The organism is Hyphomonas sp. UBA4505 (assembly GCF_002388685.1).
In the GTDB taxonomy this organism is placed as follows: domain Bacteria; phylum Pseudomonadota; class Alphaproteobacteria; order Caulobacterales; family Hyphomonadaceae; genus Hyphomonas.
Map to the genome: position 1 here is coordinate 49,748 of NZ_DGMZ01000003.1, position 17,647 is coordinate 67,394.

The 17,647-nt window shown below is 54.6% G+C and carries 13 protein-coding genes; 9 read left to right on the top strand and 4 right to left on the bottom strand.

The genetic code is table 11. The features are described 5' to 3' along the window. Nucleotides 1-24: 24 nt before the first annotated feature. Nucleotides 25-915, top strand: coding sequence for an ROK family protein (locus B3527_RS01910; RefSeq protein ID WP_206990550.1), 891 nt, complete (start codon nucleotides 25-27; stop codon nucleotides 913-915). 188 nt (nucleotides 916-1,103) lie between these two features. Next, on the top strand, nucleotides 1,104-2,513 hold the full coding sequence (locus B3527_RS01915; RefSeq protein WP_290479493.1) for an alpha,alpha-trehalose-phosphate synthase (UDP-forming): 1,410 nt from the start codon (nucleotides 1,104-1,106) through the stop codon (nucleotides 2,511-2,513). 7 nt (nucleotides 2,514-2,520) lie between these two features. Here the strand turns inward: B3527_RS01915 and B3527_RS01920 are convergent, their stop codons facing one another. After that, nucleotides 2,521-2,772, bottom strand: coding sequence for a hypothetical protein (locus B3527_RS01920; protein WP_290479494.1), 252 nt, complete (start codon nucleotides 2,770-2,772; stop codon nucleotides 2,521-2,523). 487 nt (nucleotides 2,773-3,259) lie between these two features. On the opposite strand from B3527_RS01920, the gene B3527_RS01925 reads away from it, so the two are divergent. Then, nucleotides 3,260-3,883: a GNAT family N-acetyltransferase gene (locus tag B3527_RS01925; RefSeq protein WP_290479495.1), complete on the top strand. Its 624-nt coding sequence runs from the start codon at nucleotides 3,260-3,262 to the stop codon at nucleotides 3,881-3,883. 116 nt (nucleotides 3,884-3,999) lie between these two features. Here B3527_RS01925 and B3527_RS01930 read toward each other — a convergent pair whose 3' ends face one another. Further along, the gene (locus B3527_RS01930) at nucleotides 4,000-4,482 is read right to left on the bottom strand and encodes a hypothetical protein (protein WP_290479496.1); all 483 of its coding nucleotides are present in this window, start codon (nucleotides 4,480-4,482) and stop codon (nucleotides 4,000-4,002) included. A gap of 162 nt (nucleotides 4,483-4,644) precedes the next feature. On the opposite strand from B3527_RS01930, the gene B3527_RS01935 reads away from it, so the two are divergent. The 6 genes from B3527_RS01935 to B3527_RS01960 all read left to right on the top strand — a co-directional run bounded on the left by B3527_RS01935 (nucleotide 4,645) and on the right by B3527_RS01960 (nucleotide 15,073). After that, nucleotides 4,645-7,884, top strand: a complete 3,240-nt coding sequence (locus B3527_RS01935; protein WP_290479497.1) for an amidohydrolase family protein — start codon at nucleotides 4,645-4,647, stop codon at nucleotides 7,882-7,884. Nucleotides 7,885-7,886: 2 nt separating this feature from the next. Next, on the top strand, nucleotides 7,887-8,747 hold the full coding sequence (locus B3527_RS01940; RefSeq protein WP_290479498.1) for a formylglycine-generating enzyme family protein: 861 nt from the start codon (nucleotides 7,887-7,889) through the stop codon (nucleotides 8,745-8,747). Nucleotides 8,748-8,845: 98 nt separating this feature from the next. Further along, complete coding sequence (locus B3527_RS01945) at nucleotides 8,846-10,282, top strand: P1 family peptidase (protein ID WP_290479499.1); 1,437 nt, start codon at nucleotides 8,846-8,848, stop codon at nucleotides 10,280-10,282. Between the two features lie 32 nt (nucleotides 10,283-10,314). Continuing rightward, a complete protein-coding gene (locus B3527_RS01950; protein ID WP_290479500.1) occupies nucleotides 10,315-11,493 on the top strand; it encodes an acyl-CoA dehydrogenase in 1,179 nt (392 codons plus the stop codon). A 1-nt stretch (nucleotide 11,494) separates the two neighbouring features. Beyond that, the gene (locus B3527_RS01955; RefSeq protein ID WP_290479501.1) at nucleotides 11,495-12,745 is read left to right on the top strand and encodes a CaiB/BaiF CoA transferase family protein; all 1,251 of its coding nucleotides are present in this window, start codon (nucleotides 11,495-11,497) and stop codon (nucleotides 12,743-12,745) included. Between the two features lie 192 nt (nucleotides 12,746-12,937). Then, on the top strand, nucleotides 12,938-15,073 hold the full coding sequence (locus B3527_RS01960; protein ID WP_290479502.1) for a TonB-dependent receptor: 2,136 nt from the start codon (nucleotides 12,938-12,940) through the stop codon (nucleotides 15,071-15,073). 206 nt (nucleotides 15,074-15,279) lie between these two features. Here the strand turns inward: B3527_RS01960 and B3527_RS01965 are convergent, their stop codons facing one another. Together B3527_RS01965 and B3527_RS01970 are read right to left on the bottom strand one after the other, a co-directional pair. Further along, nucleotides 15,280-16,203 carry a right-handed parallel beta-helix repeat-containing protein gene (locus B3527_RS01965; protein ID WP_290479503.1) on the bottom strand — a complete coding sequence of 308 codons (924 nt, stop codon included), beginning with the start codon at nucleotides 16,201-16,203 and terminating at the stop codon, nucleotides 15,280-15,282. Beyond that, nucleotides 16,203-17,639 carry a peptide MFS transporter gene (locus B3527_RS01970; RefSeq protein WP_290479504.1) on the bottom strand — a complete coding sequence of 479 codons (1,437 nt, stop codon included), beginning with the start codon at nucleotides 17,637-17,639 and terminating at the stop codon, nucleotides 16,203-16,205. Before B3527_RS01970 ends, B3527_RS01965 begins: the two co-directional genes overlap by 1 nt. Between the last annotated feature and the right edge of the window lie 8 nt (nucleotides 17,640-17,647).

Below are 17,647 nucleotides of genomic sequence, written 5' to 3' on the forward strand. Positions count from 1 at the left end.
TCTGAAATGATCGGGGAACGGGTTATGTCGACCAGAAACTTTCGCGGCGGAATCGATGCTGGCGGCACCACGTTCAAATGTGGCATCATGGACGATAAAGGTAACATCGTTCAGAAGTTTCGCGTCAAAGTCTCGACACCAGACGAAACTATTTCCAGCTGCATCAATTTTTTTCGGCCCGTTTTCGAAACCGACCGCCTGTCTTCGTTCGGAATCGCCAGCTTCGGGCCGATCGATATCGATCCGCGGTCTTCAACTTATGGCACCATTTTACAAACACCAAAGCCCGGTTGGTCCCTAACCGACCTCAAGACCGCGTTCGGCTCTGCTATGGGAGTACCTGTTCGCTTGGACACGGATGTGAACGGCGCTCTAAGGGCAGAGATGGCATACGGAGCAGCGAAGCATGTGGACTCCGCTGCCTATGTCACTATTGGCACCGGTATTGGCGCAGGTGTTTTTGCCAATAATCAGCTCTTGGCACACCCCCACCATCCGGAGTTTGGCCACATACCTGTGAACCGTCATCCCTTGGACTCAAGCTTCAATAGCGTTTGCTCATATCATGAAGATTGTCTGGAAGGTCTTGCCTCCGCCACGGCCGTGCACGCCCGGGCCGGGGACCCTAGTGAACTTCCACAAGATCATCCTGTTTGGGACGTCACGGCTGATTACCTGGCTCAGGCGTGCCGCAGCTTGTTCCTGACAGCCCGCCTGAACCGAATCATTCTGGGCGGGGGGCTTATGTTGGCGCCGCACCTGCTGAGCCGCATACACGTCGAATTCGTTCGTCAGATGAACGGCTATCTCGGAATGGATTACCCGATTGCCGAAGACCTCATTTGCACTCCGGCCTTGGGAGATGATGCCGGTCTGATCGGCGCGATCCTGTTGGGAGGTGACGCAGAACACTAGAGTTTGCGCACTCATAGTTCAGCAAGTACAGCGCTCGCCAAAACGCTCACTATACAGATTTCCTCCAATTCCTCGCGCCAATAACCAGCTGCCAGTTTGCTTCATTTTGGCGCAACTTTTTCAGCTCTAGCGAGTTGGTTGATCATTGTGGCCGGAATGCCGTTGATCAACCAGAAGATGAGGATGCTGTGTCCAGACTCGTAGTTTTTTCGAACCGATTGCCATTGGGATCATCGCCGTCTGGGGGACTGGTCGTTGCCTTGGGAAGAACGATGGAGCAGCGAGGGGGAGTGTGGATTGGCGCCACGCCCGGGAAAAGCGGAACAGGCCAGCATACGCTCCAGTCATATGAAGGAGCCAGCTTTGACCGGCACGCGCTTCATCTGCCGGAAGGCGAATACAACGACTATTACCTGGGATATTCGAACTCCGTCCTGTGGCCGCTTTTCCATGGTCGCACAGACCTTCTGGATGTCGAAGAAGGACAACTCGCAGCTTATAGCAGCGTCAACAGGAAGATGGCGGAAGCATCTGTCAACCTGATCCAGGAGGGCGATGTGATCTGGATCCATGATTATCACTTCATTCCTCTCGCTGCGGAACTGCGCAAATTGGGCGTCAACAATCCGATCGGTTTCTTTCTGCACACGCCATTCCCATCCTCGAACAATGTACGCGCGATGTCTCACAAAGAATTCTTGCTGGATTGGTTGGCTGCGTACGATCTTGTGGGATTGCAAACCCAACGCGATGTCTCTGCACTGATCGAGGTTTGCCGCGCCACATTCGGCGGACAGTTGCTGTCAGACGGGAGAATCCGCTGCAAAGGTCAGGATATCTGGGCGGCCAGCTTTCCAATTGGGATAGATGCAGAGACGTTCCGGCAGACAGCCGAGACGCAGGAAATGACGTCACCCCGGATCGACCCTGGCCAGAAACTTCTGATCGGCGTGGACCGATTGGATTATTCAAAAGGACTGCCTCACAAGTTCCGCGGATTTCAGCGCTTTCTGGAAGATCAGGATTCCGAAAGTGAGCGCCTTACACTGTTGCAAATCGCATCGCCGACGCGCGAAAATGTGGAAGCCTACCAGGATATCCGGCGCCAGCTTGAGCAGTTATCCGGTGAGGTCAATGGAGAGTTTGCCGAGCTTGGATACATGCCTATCCAGTACATCCATCGCGCTGTGCCCCGCGACTATCTGGCAGGCCTCTATCGACGGGCTGCGATTGGTCTCGTCACACCACTGATCGATGGAATGAATCTGGTGGCGAAAGAATACGTGACTGCGCAGGATTCCAGTGATCCCGGTGTACTGATACTCTCGGAATCTGCGGGGGCGGCAGAGCAGCTGGGCATTGGCGCCCTGACGGTCAACCCCTTCGATCCGTCCTCTATTGCTGGCGCGATACGCAAAGCCGTCGCCATGCCCCTAACCGAACGAATTGAACGCCATCAGGCCATGTGGGATGAAATTTCTCTGCACGACGTCTATTGGTGGACTGAAACCTTCCTGAATCGGCTAGACAAAAATGCAAGTTCCCGCAGGAAAAGGAGCAGGTCCATTGCGGACCTGGAGACAATGTTGCGCGGTTAATGCGTCATCACGAGTCCCGGGACTCTTCATCAACCAATGTATTTTCAGTAACGACGGGACCGATTTCCGGTTCGGGTCCCAATTCAACTGAATCGTCCTCACCCTTGAAGTGACTCACCGGCGCTTCCTGTATTGGCTCGAACGGGCCGTTCCCGGGCAGCATCTGCTCGCGCCGTCTCTCGGCAGCTTTCTGGATCTCGCCAGCTTCTTTGGCGGTGGATCGCGGATAGCCCAGATGATCTAAAGTCTTGCGTGTCATCAATTGTCTCCTCAAAGACAATCAACCCATACCAATCATATTGGTTGCACAGGCGGGAACCGACAGCATCGCCAAAGGCCTGCAACACCTGCCATCAACCTCAGCATTCAAAAAATTGGCGTCACTAATTATCACCCCTTATCGAACATTAAGACAGTCACGCGCTGACTGTTTGCTTGCCAAAGCCAAGCAAACAGTCAGGTGACCATGGCAACAATCGTCCACGAGTACAGAGAGCAGCTGATTTACACTTTCAATCTCCGCAGTGTAGATCATGCGACGGGCGTCGCCTCGACACAGATCGGCCCCGATTAACGAACCGGAGTGCTTCAGTGCTTCGCTCGCATGACGTGCCATTTGAATGAACCAGGGCGGGAACGCGATTTCATGCTTGCACGCCGATTACAAATTACTGCCGTGCCATGGTACCAGACTATCGTGTGCGCATCATCGAAAACGTCCATTTTGCACCTGTCAGGAGCGATACATGCAGCTTTCACGTATATCTGGGGCCCTGGCAGCCCCGGACGATTTCGATGCAGTCTTCGGGATCTATGAAAGCGCCCTTCCCGCAGCTGAGCGCAAAACCAGGGCCGAGCTTGCCACACTGTTGGAGCGAAATGACTACGCAGTGATCGCGGCTAGGCGAGGCAAGCAGGTGGTCGGCTTTTCGGTAATCTTTCTCCCTGATCAGAACACCTTCTCGCTTCTCGAATATCTCGCGACACGACAAGGGTGCCGAGGACAGGGCATCGGACAAGCGCTGTTCGAACATGCTCTGGAATTATCGCATGGTCGCACCTTGTTGATCGAAGTCGAGGCCGAATGTGGCCCAGAGGCGGAACGCAGACTGCAACGCAGGCGGAAACGCTACTATGAGAGACTCGGGTGCCTTACGTTCGAATCGGTTTCCTACAAGATGCCTCAACTAAACTCCGAGTCACCGCCCGCACTTGATCTGATGTACCATCCGAACGGAATGGACACATCAATCAGCAAGGACGTGATGCGGACTTGGATAACGCGTATTTATTCAGGCGTTTACAATCGCCAAATTGGCGAACCAACCATGGAAGCGATGCTGCAAGACTGGCCAGCAAATCAAGGCTAGCCGCAACATGATGAGTTATAAGCTGATTGGCACAACATCAACTCACCCCACGCCTCATGTCATGAAGTTCATTCACGAAAAGCAGGATGAATTGGCGTTGCGCCCGACTTTCCCGGTTAATCAGCTGGGTCAGGATCGTCGACTGCCGTATCAGTTACGATCTTCCACTCGCCGTTCACTTTCCGCCAGACGGTTACATAATCACCCGTCGTATCGGGATCGCCATCGACGACGAAACTTCCCCAAGTGATTCCCAAATCACCACTCGCCGCACCCATAGCGCCTTCAGGCTGCCAATGAACGGGCGACGGAACCATGTCCAACTGTCGCTCGGCCATGATAGCCGCCTGGCCTGTCAGAAACCCCTCACCTGCTTCGATCATGAAACCTTTTTCAAAATCCACAAACTTCAGAGACGCTGCTTCATAGCCATGCGCGAGATTGTAGGCTTCATAAGCGCGATCAACTGCCATCAATTCTGCCTCGATTTGCGGGGCTGTTGCGTGCACGTCCGACGTCGGCAGGCTGGTGCACCCTGTTGTGCCGATGGCAAGGCCGAACATGGCAACGCCGCACACCGTATTGACTGTTTGGTTCATGAAAATCTCCTGAGGTGAAGCACGGAATGTATCTGCAACCAAAGCGCACAGGCACTGCGTATTGCGCTAGGATCGGTGCATCATGAGCACCAGGTCACCGACAGATTGCATCACCCCTGAACTGACGGAGATGCTAACCTGACGTCAGTAGGAGAGACAAAAATGCACATCCGCTTACTGATTTTATTCGTTCTTGCTTACGCTGCGGCGCACCCGGCCCCCGCCTCCGGAGACAGCCTCAGCAGTCATACTGGCGTTAAAACCGTCAATCTGGACTTGTCGGAAGGAACATGGATGAGCCTGGACGTCAGTCCAGACGGGAAGTTCATTTCGTTCGACCTCCTGAACGATATTTACGTTATGCCAGCATCGGGAGGTAAGGCCGTCGCGATCCATCAGGGTTCCGTGGCGCAACGTAGTCCGCAGTTCAGTGCAGATGGACAGTTTCTGACTTATCTGAGCGACGAAAGTGGTGCCGACAATGTCTGGGTATCGCGTGTCGATGGCAGTGAAGCCCGCCAGATCACGCAGGAATCGCACGCCATGATAGCTGGTCCGGCTTGGGCCGCTGACGGGAAATCCATTGCAGCAGTGAAAACCTATTCGGACATCTTTCGTGTCCGAAACTCTGAAATACACCTCTACAACCTCGATGGCACGTCCGATGAGATCATCGTTTCTCCCCCGCAGAGTGGCAAGGATGTTCAGGAGCCACGTTTTTCGCCCGATGGCCGGTATCTTTATTATACGGAACGTATTGGCGGTGATCACTATGTCTACATGAATACCGGCCTGAAGAACTTCGCCATCAACAAGCTGGATCTGGAGACGGGGAAAAAGCGTCGTGCCATTTCCGGCTTCGGTGGTGCATCGACTCCGCAAGTCTCTCCCGATGGCAATTCAGTGGCTTTCATTCGCCGTCTGGGCGCAAAGACCGTGCTGTTCGTCAAAGACCTGGAAACCGGGTACGAACAGCCAATCTATGATGAACTCGGGCGAGACCTGCACGGAGATTACCTGCCACAGGAACACTACTATCCATCTTTCGACTGGTTTCCGGACAACCGAACAATTGCGATCTGGGCAAAGGGAAAGATTGTTCGCATTGATACGCACTCTGCCTCTGCGGAAGAAATTCCTTTCAGCCTGACCTCGCGGCACGAGCTTCAGCCAGCCATTCGCGTGAAACAGGACCTTGCACCTGAACAAGTCACCATCCGCACGCTGCGGCAGCTGGCACCTCAGCCGAACGGACAGACCATGCTGTTCCGCGCGGTCGGCAAGCTATGGAAAATCAAGATGGACGCGCCAGCCAGACCGGCGCGCCTCACCACCTCCGATGCAGCCGAATCCGACCCTGCCTGGTCTCCGGACGGACAGAAGATTGTCTATACGAATTGGACGGATCAGACCGGCAGTCGGTTGGTCATCCGCAATGCGGCTACGGGAGAGGAAAGGACTATCGTTGAAAGTCGAGGCGTGATCCGAGAACCACGGTTTTCCAACTCTGGAGACTTGATCGCGTATCGCATCATGGAGCCGGATCCGTCGTTCAATGCGGCCGGTCCGGAAACAGGCATCTATATCGTAGATGCGTCCGGAGGAACTTCCAGATTCCTTTCACCGTCTTCCGGCTTGATCGGCTTCTCCGCCGATGACAGCCGCTTGTTCCTGTTCGCCGAACCCGCCTTCTACGACCGACGATCCTCCGTTCTGATGAGCGTCAACCTGGACGGCGGCGATCCCCAAGAGCACGCCATCGCTGAGACCGCGGACATACGCAATCTCAGCCTCAGCCCCGATCAGGCCTGGCTGGGCTTCAAGTATCACAATCGCCCCTACGTCATGCCGTTCGACATCCGCGACGAGCCCATTGTTCTGTCGATGGAAGACAACTCCTCAGCCCGTCTCCTCAGCGAGACTGGTGGATATGAGATGAGCTGGTCTGCGGACGCATCCAGACTTTATTGGACCATGGGAGCGGAAATCCTGTCGGTTAAGCCTGCCACCCAGTCAGCTGCGATCCAGTCTACACCCATACAAATGGAGATGCAGACCGACATACCTGAAGGCATTATTGCCTTTGTAGGTGGCAAGATCATTCCGATTGAGGGCGAAGTCATCGAGAACGGCACCGTCATTGTTGAAGGCAATCGCATTACGGCCGTTGGCCCGCGTAGCAAGGTCAAGATACCCCGGAACGCGACCCGGATAGACATCAAGGGCAAGACACTGATGCCGGGCCTGTTTGATGCCCACGGCCATATTGAATGCTGTTTCCGCTCTGGCACCATGCCGCAACAGCACCCTACTCGGCTCGCAGCGCTTGCTTATGGCATTACTACGAATTTTGACCCCTACTCCAATGATCTCATGTCATATGAGAGTGGTGAGATGACGCTTACGGGTGACCTGGTAGGGCCGCGCTGGTTGAAGTCGGGCCAGGTAGTGCATGGCCTCGAAGGTCGTACGGACGGAGTTTATCATCCGCTTGCTTCGATCGAGGATGCACGCAATGTCCTCCAACGACGTACCGCGCTTGGGCCATCGATCCTCAAAAGCTACAAACTTTCAACTCGGGCGCAACGTCAGCGGTTGCTTCAAGCCGCTCGTGAATACGGATACATGGTTGATGGGGAGGGTGCCGGTCAGTTCTATACCAATATTGGTATGATTATCGACGGGCACACAAATCTCGAACACAACCTCCCCGTGGCCACTTATTACGAGGATCTTCAAAAGCTCATTGCCGCTTCTGATGTGTCGATGACACCAACCTTGATCGTGACTTTCGGGGAGTTGTTTGGCGAGAATTTCATCTATGAGAATGAAGACCCCTGGAAGGAGGACAAGGTCAGGACTTTCATTCCGGATGTGAACAATGCCTATAATCCGATTGCAGGCCCAGGTGGCGCCCCGTTGCACGTACGCTGCATGCATTCGATTCACGTTTCCGATGAAATCTATGATATCGGCTTCCGGTCCGTCGGAAGATCACTCACCAAACTTGCCGAAGCTGGCGCTACTGTAAATGTCGGTTCGCACGGGCAAGCCTCGGGCATCGCCATGCATTGGGAAATGTTGCTGTTTGCTGAAAGCGGCATGGCCCCGCTGGATATATTGCGTGCTGCAACATTAAACGGCGCGAAGACCTATGGACTTGATCACCAGCTCGGCTCCATCAAAGCTGGTAAACTGGCCGACATCATCATCCTGGACAAGGATCCTACCGTCGACATCCGCAATGCGAACAGCGTCCGCTACACGATGGTCAATGGGCGCCTTTATGATGCGCACACAATGAATGAGATCGGCAACTATGACCGTCCCCGGAAGGAATTCTACTGGGAGACTCAACCCACAAACGGAATCGACTGGAAATGGACATGGTCAGGAGACTAGACATGAAATATTCAGCGCTGATCGTAGCAAGTCTCGCACTTATGGCATGCTCCAATAATACCGAAACAAGCGTCAGACCGGACATGGCAACAGTTCAAGCAGCCAGCTTCTTCATGGGCGAAACGGTTGATTATGGGTATGGAGAGATCGACGGCCCACGTCATGAAGTCAGCATTGAGAGTCCGTTTGCTTTCTCTGTCACCGAAGTGACCGTTGGCGACTTTCGATCATTCGTTGAGGATTCCGGCTACGTGTCGGAAGGCATCTGCAATATCTATACAGACAACCAGTCCTGGCACATTGCGCCTGATACGAATTGGGAACACCCCGGATTTGCGCAAGACGACGACCACCCCGTGGTCTGCGTCAGTTGGGACGACACGCAAGCTTACACAGCTTGGCTGAGCGAAAAGACGGGTGAGGCCTTTCGGCTGCCTTCGGAGGCCGAATGGGAATACGTGGCTTCAACCGGCGGCATCGAAGGTGATGATGGACATGTCGGTCATGACGAAGCCAATATTGGCCTTGTCGATTGCTGTGGCGGCGTCGTGGAAGGACGCGATCAGTGGATGGAAACCGCGCCCGTCGCCAGCTTCCCGGCAGACCGGTTCGGCATCCACGACATGCGTGGCAATGTGTGGGAGTGGCAAGCAGACTGCCATCAGGAAACCTATGACGGTGCGCCGCTGGATGGCTCTGCGCGCACGACATGCACAACGCCTGGAAAACACGTAGTACGCGGCGGCTCTTATGGTGATGCTGGCGACTACTTGTCCCCGCGCTACCGACTACCAGGTCCAAAATCGCAAGGCTATTTCACAGTCGGATTTCGCGTTGCACAGGATGTTGACCAAGCGAACTAGCAGGTGCGGTTTTCGCACCACACTCTTCCCAAATCGCATCTGTCCGCCATTCAGTTGCATAAGTAATCTATTTTCAAAGCCAGCAATCGAGGATCACCATGCGCATCAAGAGAGACAATTTCCGTGGCCTGCGCGCGATTGGTGCTGCAATCTCCGTTCTCACCTTGGCGGCCTGCGCCACGAGTGCGCTAAACGCTTCCGCAGAACCTGACGGCCAAAGTACCCTTCCAGCCTTGATCAATGATGGCTTCGAGGGAGAAAGTGCTCTGAAGTTTGATTGGCCTATGCTGGAGATCGGTACTGGGCAGTATGAAGATGGGCCGACGGGCCTGACCGTTCTGAAATTTGGCAAGAAGGTAAACGCCGCCGTGGATGCTCGCGGAGGTGGTCCGGGCACTGTGAATGCAGAGTATCTCAAACTTGGCTATACGCAGCCTGAACTGGATGCGATCGTTCTGTCCGGTGGTTCTTGGTACGGCTTGGAGGCCGCCACGGCAGTAAACACCGCACTATTGGATGATGGCTATCGGGGCGGCCATTGGAACAATGTCGGCCTTGTTGTTGGATCAATCATTTATGATTTTGGAGGGCGCCGCTTAAACGAAATCTATCCGGACAAACGCCTCGCGCAACTTGCCTTGCGCGCTGCAAAGCCGGGGGTGTTTCCGAACGGCGCGTTTGGCGCAGGGCGTTCGGCAATGAATGGCGGGATATTCGGGTGCAACGCACGATCCGGACAAGGCAGCGCTTTTCGGCAGATCGACGACGTAAAGATTGCCGTCTTCACCGTCGTCAACGCATTGGGTGCAGTTACCGACCGGGATGGCAATGTCGTCGCCTGCCATAAAGGGACAAACTGGCCCGAAACCCTGAAAGCTTCCGACCTCATGGGGGCCGCACCTGCCAGTCTGCAGCCGGATTGGAATGGCGATAAGGACACTCAGGAATTTGAGCGGAAGAACACGACGATCAGTGTCGTGGTCACCAATCGCACGATGTCCCCTGCAGAGCTTCAACGCCTCGCTGTTCAAGTTCACACATCCATGGCGCGTGGCATTCAACCCTTTGCAAGTGAATTCGATGGCGATGTCCTGTACGCTGTTTCAACCAATGAAGTTGAAGCTGGGCCGGGCGTGAACCTGCCCAGCATGGAAATCGGCGTGGCCGCATCTGAACTTATGTGGGATGCCATTCTGGCTGCTGTTCCACCCCAACAGGTCACTCAGCCCAAGGCTGACCCCTACCTGGTCATTCCATCTTCGACACTCCGGGAATATGTCGGTACATACAAATTCAGCGATTTCGCATCGCTCACAGTACGTTTGGAAGACGGAAACCTGGTGGCGGAGGCTAGCGGAGAGCGCGACGTGTTTCAGATTACCAAAGCCGGACCACGAAGACTGCTAGCTGCAATGCAGGATGTTTTCACTGTAGACCGCGGCCGCTACCCATTCAGCGTCAAATTCACCGGCGACACCGTGATCGTGAACCCCGGGCGATGGCAACAGATCGGACACCGTGTCAGACACGAGTAGGCCCAACTTCATTCTATCTATCAGGAATTCAGATGACCAAGTATTCTGCCTTTGACTGGGCCGACGCCCTTTCGCTCGCCTCCGATCTGACCGAGGATGAACGCTCGGTGCAACGAACCGCGCACGACTTCGCTGAGAAGCGCCTCCTGCCGGGTATTGTCGAGGCCAATCGCAACGCACAATTCGACCGAGAAATCCTGAGGGACATGGGGTCTCTGGGCCTGCTCGGTCCGACATTGCCTGAAGAGTATGGTGGAGCCGGAGTAAGTCACGTCGCCTACGGATTGGTTTCTCACGAAGTAGAGGCCGTAGACTCCGGCTATCGGTCCGCTCTCAGCGTACAGTCGTCTTTGGTGATACATCCCATTCACGCTTATGGGACCGAAGAACAACGCCAGCGCTGGTTGCCGGGGCTTGTGTCGGGCGAATTGGTCGGGTGTTTTGGGCTCACAGAACCCGACCACGGTTCCGACCCTGGCAATATGTCATCTCGCGCCGTTGCTGTAGAGGGTGGGTATCGCCTGAACGGTGCGAAGATGTGGATCACGAACAGCCCTATTGCTGACGTGCTCGTCGTATGGGCGAAGCTGGATGGCACGATCCGCGGTTTTGTGCTCGAGCGTGGTATGGAGGGCCTTTCCACTCCGGAGATCCAGGGAAAGCTCGCCCTGCGCGCATCAATCACGGGCGAAATCGTCATGGACGACGTGTTCGTGCCGCATGACCATTTGCTCCCCAATGCACAAGGTTTGTCTGGTCCATTCGGATGTCTCAACAAGGCCCGGTTCGGAATTGCTTGGGGAGCACTTGGCGCCGCGCGTAGCTGCTGGATGTCTTCGCGCTCATACACAATGGATCGGAACCAGTTCGGGCGACCACTTGCGGCGAACCAGCTCATTCAAAAGAAACTGGCCGAGATGCAAACGGAAATCTCGATAGGACTCCAAGCATGCCTAAAGGTCGGGCGACTGTTCGAAACCAACTCTGCCACGCCCGAAATGATTTCCTTGATCAAACGAAACAGTACCGGAAAAGCCCTTGATATCGCGCGGGCAGCACGCGACATGCATGGTGGCAACGGTGTATCGGACGAATTCCATGTGATGCGCCACATGTGCAACCTCGAAGCGGTCAACACGTACGAGGGCACCCACGACGTTCATGCATTGATCCTTGGCCGGGCACAAACCGGAATTGCGGCGTTCAATTGATATGGCGTACGCACTTGACGGTTTGCGAGTTCTGGACCTGAGCAGAGTTCTTGCCGGGCCATGGGCGACCCAGCTCCTGGGAGACCTGGGAGCTGAAATCATCAAGATCGAGCATCCAGTCCGTGGGGATGACACACGAAGCTGGGGGCCGCCTTTTCAATTCGGTGAGGATGGCGATACCCGTGAAGCCTCATACTTTTTAAGTGCCAATCGCAACAAGAAATCGGTCTGTGTCGACATTTCGACGGAGGCCGGCCAGAGTGTAATTCGTGAGCTGTCGGCTTCAAGCGACGTCCTCGTCGAAAACTTCAAGACGGGTACGTTGGAAAAGTACGGATTGGATGCCGCCTCTCTCAGACTTATCAACCCCCGTCTTATCTATTGCTCCATAACAGGCTTTGGCCACACGGGCCCCTATGCCGACCAGCCAGGATACGACCTGTTGATTCAGGCAATGGGCGGTCTGATGAGCGTCACGGGCGTTCCAGATGATGAGCCGGGAGGCGGACCGCTGAAGGTCGGTGTCGCATTGGTCGATATCGTGACTGGTCTTTATGCAGCCAATGCCATTCAGGCGGCACTTCTGCATCGGGAGCGGACTGGCCAGGGGCAGATTATCGACATCTCGCTGCTTGATTGCCTCGTCGCCGCAATGGCCAATCAGTCACAGGGGTTTCTCTCAACAGGAGAAAATCCGGAACGGATGGGTAATGCTCATCCAAGTATTGTACCCTATGACGTGTTCAGTACCCTCGACGGACACATTGTCCTGGCGGTCGGAAACGATCTTCAGTTTATCGACCTTTGCGAACGAATTGGATGTGCCGAATTGCTCCGCGACCATCGATTCGCAACCAATGGTGCACGCGTGGCCAACCGGATATCCCTGACCTCCCTATTGACTGAAAAGTTGCGAACGCGGTCAACCGAACACTGGATGAACCTGCTACAGAACAGCAAAGTTCCAGCAGGACCTGTCAACAGGATGTCTGATGTGTTTGAAAACGCTCAAGTTCGGGCGCGGGGCTCAAGCATCACTTTGCCACACCCTACCCTCGGAACCGTGCCCGGAATCGCTTGCCCAATCCGGCTCAGCCACACACCCGTAACATATAGATCTGCTGCACCGACCCTTGGACAAGACACGCTCAACGTGTTGACCACTGTGCTTGGTTATTCTCCGGATACAGTTGAACGACTGCGTTCGGAAGGCCAGGTTGGTGCTCGAACGGCGGTTGTCACACCCCGCTGACAGGCGAAGCAATACCCGTTTGAGGCGATCTCAGTTTTGCAACGCCTCCGAGCATTCAAAACTGGTCTCTGTCCCAGCCAAGCCACCAGAGGTGCGTATTCCGCACCATGCAATTCACTTTTAGCATCTGCACAAATTTTTGTTTGTCCGTCTTACTCGAAGGCAATGTAGCAAAAGCGAGCGGGAGAACACATGAAACGTAAATATCTTTGGACATCGGGGAGCGCTATTATTGCGCTGATGCATGCGGCGAGCGCGCATGCTCAAACAGCTGACGCTCCGGCCGATGATGCAGAACTGGTGCAGTCTGCCATTATGGTAACAGCCCAGAAACGTGAACAACGTCTGATCGACGTTCCAATGGCCATCGAGTCCATCTCTGGGGATGAACTGGCAAAATTGGGCGTAGCAAGCGTGCAGGACTTGTCCTTTAGCGTACCTGGACTGACCATGCGGGAAGATGGTCCGGGCAGCTACACAATATTCATCCGTGGACTGGCGAACCAGTCAGGATCTGGCGCCCTCGTCGGCATGTACATGGACGAGGCACCTCTTTCACTCAGCGGCTATGACCAACTCAGCCCTGTGGCCCTCGATCTTGAACGTGTGGAAGTCCTCAAGGGGCCTCAAGGCACACTCTACGGCCAAGGGGCCGCTGGGGGTGTCATTCGCTACATCACGGCCGATCCTGTGCTCGATCAGGTCGAAGGCAAGGTCAAAGGTGAACTCTACACCGTCTCTGAAGGTGAGATCGGCCAAAAGGGCGAATTCATCATCAACACACCGATCATCGAAGACAAACTCGCTGTCCGTCTGGCAGTAGGGGTCGAAAATGGCGGTGGCTGGATCGACCAACCAGAGGCAGGCATTGAGGATGGCAATGGCACCGAACTCCTGAACGCTCGCGGTAAAATCCTCTGGGTGCCTACGGAAAACTTTTCGGCCAAGGCGATGGTCCAGATCCAGCGCGCAGAAACTGAACTCGGCATGGGGTATGAAGAAGCTGATCGTACGGTCGATGTGGGCCCTGACCGCAGCAAGGTGATGATTCCGAAGAAATTCGACTTCAACATTTACAATCTGGAACTGTCCTATGATTTCGGCTTTGCGGAACTGACCTCCTCAACTACGCAGATCGACCATGACCACCAGTACCCGTTCTCCTATATCGCGCGCGAAGGAAATTACTCGTACGGATTTGTTGAAGGGAATGATGATCGCTTTGTAGAAGCTGAACAGTTTTCTCAGGAAGTTCGGCTTTCGGATGCATCAGACCACTACGCCTGGACGGTCGGCGCATACTATAGCGACGGCGAACGCTCCCTGACTGCGGACTATGAATACGCATACGCACCTGGCGGCGACCTGTATCAAGGTGGCGGCGTTCTGTATGACGATCTGTTCTACTATTCCGCTTCGTCGTCCGAATCATACTCTCTGTTTGCGGACGGCTCATTCGATGTAACGGAAAAGCTGACCCTCGGCGCCGGCATGCGCTATTTCCACGATGAGCAGACCAGCCTGATTGAATATGCGCCCGGCACGGGCACGGAACTGGCAGATACATTCCAGTCGTTGGACCCACGTGCCTACATGACCTACCAGTATGATGAAGACGCGACGATCTATGCGAGTGCAGGATCGGGATTCAGAAGCGGCGGCTTCAACTCCGCGCCATTCGATCCGTATGAGCCAGAAAACATTCTTACATATGAAATCGGCACGAAAGGAAATACTCGCAACTTCCAGTATGATGTTGCGGCCTTCTTCACCGAGTACAAGGATATGGTTCGCCGTCGATTGACCGAGGTGAATGGAGCGTTCCTCGGAGAATCCAGCAATATCGGCAAGGTGGAAGTTAAAGGCATCGAGGCCGGCCTTGCATATCAACCCATGTCCGGTCTCACCCTTTCGGCCAACGCCTCATATCTCGACAGCGAGATCGTGGAAACAGCGGATACCGACCAGGTGAACCAGGTTGGTGATCCAACCGACTACACTCCGGAATTGAGCTATACACTGGGCGTCAATTATGACTTCGACCTGACGCCTGACAATCCGGCATTCGTCAGGGTCGATTTCAACCATAGGGACAAAGTCACCTATATCGACCGGTCAAGCTTCGTGGACTCCGCGCTTCCGCAAAGTTCAGACGCCCTGAACCTGCTAAACGCACGCGCAGGGGTCGTCGTCGGCAACTTCGATCTCGAGATTTTTGCCACAAATCTCACCGACGAAAACAAATCCATTGACCCCTACCAGGGCTGGGCCAACGCAAACCGCACGCGTCCCCGTGTTGTCGGCGTCAGCGCTGCTTATAATTTCTAGAGGCAATGGGAATGAGATGATCTGGAAACTCTGGTAGACTCCCGATCATCTCACCTCCACCCCGTAACTGGCCCGATCTTCTATGGAGGTCGGGCCTTTTTGATTGCGCATGAAGGAATGCGACCAAGTTACAAAAAAATGTGTGCCGACGGATTGCCGGCACACAATTCTGGCGAATAGGGGTGTAGAGGAGTCTTTCGCAGGCCTCAGCCCGGCAAACACATATCAACCTCATTGCGATATACGCGACCCGCGTCTTCTTCTCCGTAATCTTCAGCATTGCCGGACACTTCGCCGCCACAGATCAGGATAACGCTTTCGCCAGATGCACGGGCACCAAAGGGTGAATTGTCCTGCAAGGTGGTCTCGCGGCTTATGATCCTGGCCGTGTCCTCAGTGTAGAGGCCATCATCCTGATTACCCTTGATCAAGCTGTTTTCTACTCTTGCAGACGACGCGCCATAAGCAGCAACCGCTGCAGATTCGCTGGCGATAATTTCGCTGTCTATCAGGTCTATCGCTGCAGTCTCCTCAAGCCAGACGCCGAGATGGGAGTTGTTGATAGTCAAATTGCGCGCAACAATCCGACCTGCTTCGCGACCCGTCAGCGCCATCTTGGCAACGCCTTCGATTACAACCCCGTCCAAGCTCACATCACTGTTGATGGTGAAAATACCATGCCCATCATATACATCATCTTCAGCGACTGCATAGTGGAATCCAGAAATGGTCAGGCCTGAGATCTGAACAGTTGATTCCTCAATTACGATCGCGCTCAAGGGAAAACCTGCGCTGCCAACGAGCCTTGCCCCTTGCTCCGCCTCAATGCTCAGCTTTCGATCCCGAACGACCACCGCTCCGCGTACATGGAGATCCTGAAACGGAACATCCCGGTAGGATGTCGGCGTGTATGTCCCGGTCTTAATCAGAATTCGACGATCTGAGGTGGATTGATCAATGGCCTCCTGCAGCCCAACCAATCCGAAATAATCGCAACTATCGACAGGATCCCTCTGTGAACAGATTTGTACGACAGTGGTTTCGTCATCCTTGAACTGGCCAGTCGTCGCGCAGGCGACCACCGCAAGCACAGCCGGAAACGAAACGGTCTTAAGAAGTCGAGCGAGCATTAGAGTGCCTCCTGCTGGAAAGGTGCCTTGGGACTGGCGGACAAATCCCTGTCAAGACGCATCAATCGACTGAGGACGGGTCTCAACACAACCAGGAGTACTGCCGCCGACCCTACGATCGCGGCATGCATCAGCCAAAATTCGGAGGCCGACATCACTTCATAAAAGCGGGCGAGCCAACCGCTGAACAGTCCACCGACAAATATGGCCAGATAGTAGGATCCCACCATCATGGAGTTCACCGAATCCGGAGCAGCGCGAGACGTCAGCGCCAGCGCAATTGGTCCAACATACAAAAACCCGACGGCGCAGACAAAATGGAAGATAATGGGCCAGATCAAAGCGACGGAACCCCCGGCAGATAACACGCCTCCCAACCCGAGCAGTGCAAACGCAATTGCGAACACAGCGCAGCCAACGGCAAGCTTGATCAGATCTCCTGGCTCTGCATTCCGACGAGACTGGTGGCGCCAATACCACAGCACCAGAGGCGCAAGCAGGAGAACCGCCAACGAGTCGAGAGACTGGAACCATGTCACCGGAACCTCCATTCCGAAGACGGTACGATCCACATCTGATCTCAACCATAATGGATAGGCGTTCCAAACTTGCGATTGCGCCGTCCAATACAAGGAAGTGAGGCCCAGCATCACAAGGATTGCCAGAATAACAACGCCGTCGCCCTTTTCCAGCTTCGGACGATCCTTACTCTCCACAACCGTATCCAACGGCAGATAGTTTCGGCCGGACAGGTAAACAGCGAGGCCAATCAACATGCCTATTCCGGCGGCGCCGAAACCATAATGCCATCCATACACCTCGCCCAGCGTGCCGCATATCAAGGGTGCGATAAAGGCACCGACATTTATGCTGAAAACATAGATGGAATAGCCGGAATCCCTTCTCTGGTCAGACTTCTTGTAGAGACCGCCAACCTGAGCCGCGAGATTTCCCTTCAGGAGCCCCGATCCGAGTATCAGGGCGGCCAATGCCAAGAGAAAACTTGCCTCAAACGCCATGAGGAAATGGCCAACCGCCATGAACAAGGCCCCGGCAAGAACGGCCTTTGTCCGGCCCAGAAGCCGGTCTCCAATCAGCCCGCCAAGAACAGGTGCAAAATAGACGAGGCCCACATAAGCCCCAAATACCTGGGATGCCAATGCTTGTATGCTCAGTGGCCCGAAGACCGCCTCAAACAAGCTCCGAAAGGGCTCGAATGCCGCAACATTCCCGGAATTCTCCGGCAGGAAAAGGTATGTCGCCATATACAGGATCAACAATGCCTGCATGCCATAGAAGGAAAACCGCTCCCACGCCTCAGTGAACACGATATAGGCCAGCCCCCTGGGGTGACCGAAGAACACCGCATCGTCTGCGCCTTTGGCATTCACGTCCGCCACATCCGAAGCTCCGGAGGTTTTTGGTAGATCACTCATCAAAATGG